Source organism: Variovorax sp. 01T439_2 (assembly GCF_056398445.1).
The window spans coordinates 1-5,206 of sequence record NZ_JBFTPJ010000382.1 but is presented as its reverse complement, the minus strand read 5'-3'; the positions used below and the strand labels follow the sequence as shown (position 1 = coordinate 5,206).

The window sequence follows — 5,206 nt, the reverse complement described above, 5'->3', positions numbered from 1 at the left end:
GTCCTGACGAACTGGTTCGAAAGGTCGGCTCCGCCTAAGGCCGCCTTCAAAAACCAACTCCCCTCCTCATGCACCGAATCGAGCCAATGGGCTTGAGGGCGATCTATCGCCCGCTCCTGGGCAAACCGCTGCAACCCATCACGTCAATCATTAAGGAGACTACGATGAAATTCTCGTTCAGATCCAAGCCGACCCGTCGTCGAGCCCTGCAGGTTGCAGCGTGCGCACTGCTTGGCGGTCCGCTGCTTTGCGGCACAGCACTCGCGGACTGGCCGGCGGACAAGCCGATTCGGATCGTGGTGCCTTTTGCCGCAGGCGGTGCCACCGATCTCCTCGGGCGCGCGCTGGCCGTGGAACTGACCAAGAGTCTCAAGCAAAGTGTGATCGTTGAAAACAGGCCTGGTGCAGGCGGCAATCTGGGCGCCCAGGTCGTGGCAATGTCGTCGCCCGATGGCTACACACTGCTGCTGGCTTCGGGGAGTATGTTCACGGTCAATCAGTTTATCTACGCCAAGCCTGGCTACACCTTGAACAGCTTTTCCCTGATCAGCAAGGTGGCCAGCGGTCCGATGGTAGTGACGGTGAATTCCGACCTGCCAGTGAAAAGCACGAAGGAACTGATCGCCTACGCCAAGGAGCGGCCCGCCAAGATCAGCTTCGCCTCAGCGGGGGTTGGCAGCCAGACGCACATGGCAGGCGAGTCGCTGGCAGACGCCGCGGGACTCGAGCTTCTGCATGTGCCTTACAAGGGCGAGGGGCCCGCCTATGGAGATCTGATGGCGGGCACGGTGCATCTGGCCGTTGCCAACATCAATGCGATGTCTCCGCTTCTCAAGGGCGGACGGCTCCGCGCACTTTCGGTGACGGGGAAAGAGCGGTCCCCGCTGCTTCCCAACATTCCCACCACGGCCGAGGACGGCGTTCCCGGATTCGAGTACATGGCTTGGTTCGCTCTCGCAGCGCCGGCCGGGACGCCGAAGGCGGCCATCGACCGTTTGCTCACTGAGGCGAAAGCGGCCGTTGCCGAGCCGGGGATGAAACGATACCTGACCGAACAGGGGATGTCGGCTGCCATCGTTCCACCCGAGCCACTGAAGGTGGAGATCCTGGGTGAAGCGAGCAAGTGGAAGGCCCTCGTCGAGAAGAAAAAGCTTTCGGCCAACTGAGGCCTTGTCTCTTCCTGATTGGTCAGATGGGCAAGAGCGCACAGCCCAGACTTTCCATTTTTCTACATCTATCGAGCGATGCCACTATCACCTGAACTCGTTGCAGTTGCTGCGCCCATCGTCTTCGTCGCATACGCCGTATTCGGAATGACCGGATTCGGTGCGGCAATGGTGGCCGTGCCCATGCTGGTCCAGTTCATCCCGCTTCAGGTGGCAGTGCCTCTGGTGGTTCTCTTCGATCTGGTGGCGACATCGATGGTAGGTGGCAAGAACTGGGGCAGCGTTTCCACGCTGGAGTTGAAGCACCTGTTGCCGCCCATGCTGTTGGGAATCGCCATAGGGGTGGTGGTGCTCCACAACGTGGGGCCGAGATGGCCGCTGGTGGGCCTCGGCGTCTTCGTGCTGGTTGTCAGCGTTCGCAATCTGCTGGCCAGCGGTTCAGCGGCAAGGCCGCAGCTCGCCAGGGTATGGTCCTTGCCGTTGGGAATGGCTGGCGGCGTGTTCAGCGCGCTGTTTGGTACCGGGGGCCCGATCTATACGATCTATCTGGCCAGACGGCTATCTGATGTCGACCGCTTCAGGGCGACGATTGCCGTCGTGATCCTTCTGAGTGGGATCAGCCGCGCCGCCGCGTTTGGTGTGGCAGGTCTTTATGGAAAGGACTCCATCCTGGGATTGGCTTGCGTCCTTCTCCCGATGTCCTTGCTGGGACTCTTCGTGGGTTCGAAGGCCAGGACCCTGGTGTCGCCTGGGCGCTTGAAGCGCCTTGTCCTGCTGCTCTTGTCGGCCGCTGGCGCTGGTGCCATCTACCGCGGTTTGGCCGTAAGCGGTTGATCGTGCGGCCGGCCAACCGCGTCCGCCAGTTCAGCCAGCGTGCGGAAGTGGTAGTCGGGCTCGGTGCGTTTCGACTCGATGGTGCCTCCGGACCCCTTCTGCGCATGGCGGCGCTCGATCCAGCAGGTGGCGATGCCCAACTCTTTGGAGATGCCGATGTCGTGGTACTGGCTTTGCGCCACGTGCAGGTTGTCGGCCTGCCTGAAGCCCCAGGCGCCCTCGAAGCGGCCGCGCGCATAGGCGAAGTAGCGGGCGTCGGGCTTTTCGCACAGCGCATCGTTGCAGCTGAGCAGCATGTCGAAGGGCGAGCCCAGCGTCTTGTCGAAGTGGGCCAGCGCCCATTGCTGTGCATTGGTCATCGTGACCAGCTTGAAGCGCCTGCGCAGCCGCTGCAGCGCCTCCACGGAGTCCGGGAAAGCCGGCCATTGCGCCACCGAATCGCGCAGGCCACGGGCCAGCGCATCGCTGTCGGGCAGGCCCAGCGCGGGGGCGATGGCGTGCCAGCAGCGCTCCAGGTCGTCGGGGTACCAGCCGGCGTGGCCGTCGGCGCGGGCCTGGCGGTAGGCGGCCAGGAATTCGTCGTCGCTCACGCGCGCACCGGGCACCRCCGAGCGCAGGTAGGCGAGCATGCCGCCCTCGAAATCGATCAGCGTGCCGACCACGTCGAAGGTGAGGACCTTGAAATCTTGCAGGGACATACGAGAGAAGCTCCAGTGGGAGGGGCAGGAAATCGCCGCAGCGGCAACAGGCGAGGGGGCTGCCGGGCGTCTGTACGTCACGAGCATAGGAGCTTCGGCGGGCCTGGGCAGGCCGAACTCGGCGTGTGATCCAGCACAGGATGTCGCAGTCTTGCCGAAGACGGCATCTTCTTTGGCGTGGGCCTTGTACGCGCGATGCCGCGTGTGCGGAGCGGGGTGGACGCCGGGTGCTGGACGCTGCTCAGTGCTGCAGGATCTTCGAGAGGAACTGCTGCGCGCGGTCGGAGCGCGCAGCCGGGTTGCCAAAGAACTCTTCCTTCGGGCAATCTTCGACGATGCTGCCGCGGTCCATGAAGATCACGCGGCTGGCCACCTTGCGCGCAAAGCCCATCTCATGGGTCACGCACATCATGGTCATGCCTTCGCACGCCAGCTGAACCATCACGTCGAGCACCTCGTTGACCATCTCGGGGTCGAGGGCAGAGGTGGGCTCGTCGAACAGCATGGCGATCGGGTCCATCGCCAGCGCGCGTGCGATGGCCACGCGCTGTTGCTGGCCGCCCGAGAGTTGCGAGGGAAACTTGTGCGAATGGGCCTTCATGCCGACGCGCTCGAGCAACGCCATGGAGCGGGTGCGCGCCTCGCTCGACGAGCGCTTGAGCACCTTGACCTGCGCGATCGAGAGGTTCTGCTCGATCGAGAGATGAGGAAACAGCTCGAAGTGCTGGAACACCATGCCCACGCGCGAGCGCAGCCGGTTGAGGTCGATCTTCGGATCGCCCACCGAGGCCCCGTCGACCGTGATGCTGCCCTGCTGGAAGGGCTCCAGCGCGTTCACGCACTTGATCAAGGTGGACTTGCCCGAACCCGATGGCCCGCAGACCACGACAACCTCGCCTTTGCGGATGCGCGTCGTGCAATCGGTCAGCACCTGGAACGCGCCGTACCACTTGCTCACCTGGTTGATGTCGATCATCGGGTTTCCTTTGGCAGGACCATGAGCTGCAACAGCGTGTGGGCAACGACGAGGGTCGCCTTGCGCAGCTCGTCGAGGGGAACCCGTTCGTCGGCGCGGTGGCCGTTGGCTTCGAGCAGCGACTCGGGGCCGGCGCCGTACATCACGGTCGGGATGCCGGCTTCGCTGTAGAGGCGCGCGTCGGTGTAGAGCGGCACGCCGATGGGTGTCACCGGCTTGCCCATGACCGCGCTCGCCTCGCGGCACATCAAGGCGGCAAACTCAGCCGCACCGGGTGCGGGCGCGAACGGGCGGGCCAGCAGGATCTGCCGGATCTCGACGGCGATGCCCGGCAGCGTGGCGCAGGCGTCTTCGATGACCTGCCGCAGTTCCGCCTCGACCGCTTCGGGCGTCTCTTCCGGCACGATGCGGCGGTCGATGCGCAAGCTCAGCGTGTCGGCCACGACGTTGGTGTTGATGCCGCCCTGGATCAGCCCGACCACCATCGTCGGATGCGTGATGCCGGGGGTCTGCGAGGGCCGTGCGGCCAACTGGTCGCGGTAGTGGTACAGCGCGGGCAGCAAGGTCGCAGCAGCCTCGATGGCGTCGGCGCCCGTGTCGGGCCGCGCCGCATGCGCCGACTTGCCGCGCAGGATCACTTCCAGGTGCAGGCAGCCGTTGTGCGCCACGACAACGTGGTGCGAGAAAGCGGCGGAGATCACGTAGTCGGGGCGGCTCAGGCCTTGCGAAAGAATCCAGCCGGGTCCGGTCATGCCGCCGGTCTCTTCATCGTAGGTCAGGTGCAGCTCGACCGTGCCGGCCAGCGGTGTGCCGCTGGCGCGCAGCTGCTTCAGCGCACGCAGCGCGAAGGCGTAGGTGGTGAAGTCCGACTTGGAAACCGCCGCGCCGCGCCCGTACAGCCATCCGTCGCGCACCTCGCCGCTGTAGGGCGAGCCGGTCCAGCCCGAGCCCGGCGGCACCACGTCGCCGTGCGCGTTCAGGGCAATCACCGGCCCCTCGCCGAAACGCTCGCGCACGATGAGGTTGGTCACGCTGCGCATGCCGTGCTGCTGTGCGAACGCAGGCGGCACGGCATGGCGTTCGACCACCAGGTCCATGCCCTCGAGCAGGCGGGCCGCCACTTCGGCATGCGGCGCGCAATCACCGGGCGGGTTGTCGGACGGGCATTGCACCAGCTGCGCCAGGGTCTCGACCTGTTCCTGGAAGTGGCTGTCGATGAATTGGCGCAGCACGTCGCGCGCTGGGGCTTGGGAGTGGTCAGTCATGGAGCTCTGTCAAAGAAACCGGTCGATCCGGAAAGGCGTGATGTCGATGTCCGTGCGCCCGCGCACGATCAGGTCGGCGACCAGGCGCGCGGCGATGGGCGCCAGGGTGTAGCCGTTGGAGGTGACGGCGTTGTAGAAGCCGGGCACGCCGGGCACGTCGCCCAGGATCGGCGCGCCGTCGATGTTGACGTTCATGCCGGCCCAGCAGCGCACCATGTGCAGGCCGCACACGGCCGGCAGCACCTGCCGCGCAACCCACAGCCCGCC

6 protein-coding genes are annotated in these 5,206 nt (G+C 65.2%); 2 read left to right on the top strand and 4 right to left on the bottom strand.

What is annotated here, in order from left to right:
- The first annotated feature begins 164 nt into the window (after window positions 1-164).
- Together AC1DOC_RS18285 and AC1DOC_RS18280 are read left to right on the top strand one after the other, a co-directional pair.
- Entirely contained in the window at window positions 165-1,166 is a 1,002-nt protein-coding gene (locus AC1DOC_RS18285) for a tripartite tricarboxylate transporter substrate binding protein (RefSeq protein ID WP_015865663.1), read from the top strand.
- A gap of 78 nt (window positions 1,167-1,244) precedes the next feature.
- Window positions 1,245-2,000, top strand: a complete 756-nt coding sequence (locus AC1DOC_RS18280) for a sulfite exporter TauE/SafE family protein (RefSeq protein ID WP_015865662.1) — start codon at window positions 1,245-1,247, stop codon at window positions 1,998-2,000.
- On the opposite strand, the gene AC1DOC_RS18275 is transcribed toward AC1DOC_RS18280, so the two are convergent.
- The 4 genes from AC1DOC_RS18275 to AC1DOC_RS18260 form a co-directional block, all read right to left on the bottom strand.
- Entirely contained in the window at window positions 1,973-2,698 is a 726-nt protein-coding gene (locus AC1DOC_RS18275) for an HAD-IA family hydrolase (RefSeq protein WP_478130214.1), read from the bottom strand. The two genes, AC1DOC_RS18280 and AC1DOC_RS18275, sit on opposite strands and share 28 nt — an antisense overlap.
- 241 nt (window positions 2,699-2,939) lie before the next feature.
- Window positions 2,940-3,674, bottom strand: a complete 735-nt coding sequence (locus tag AC1DOC_RS18270) for an amino acid ABC transporter ATP-binding protein (RefSeq protein WP_015865660.1) — start codon at window positions 3,672-3,674, stop codon at window positions 2,940-2,942.
- Window positions 3,671-4,939 (bottom strand): M20/M25/M40 family metallo-hydrolase, encoded by a 1,269-nt coding sequence (locus AC1DOC_RS18265; RefSeq protein WP_015865659.1) that lies wholly within the window; start codon window positions 4,937-4,939, stop codon window positions 3,671-3,673. Before AC1DOC_RS18265 ends, AC1DOC_RS18270 begins: the two co-directional genes overlap by 4 nt.
- A gap of 9 nt (window positions 4,940-4,948) precedes the next feature.
- On the bottom strand, window positions 4,949-5,206 hold a 258-nt coding region (locus AC1DOC_RS18260; RefSeq protein WP_478130213.1), incomplete at its 5' end, for an FAD-dependent oxidoreductase.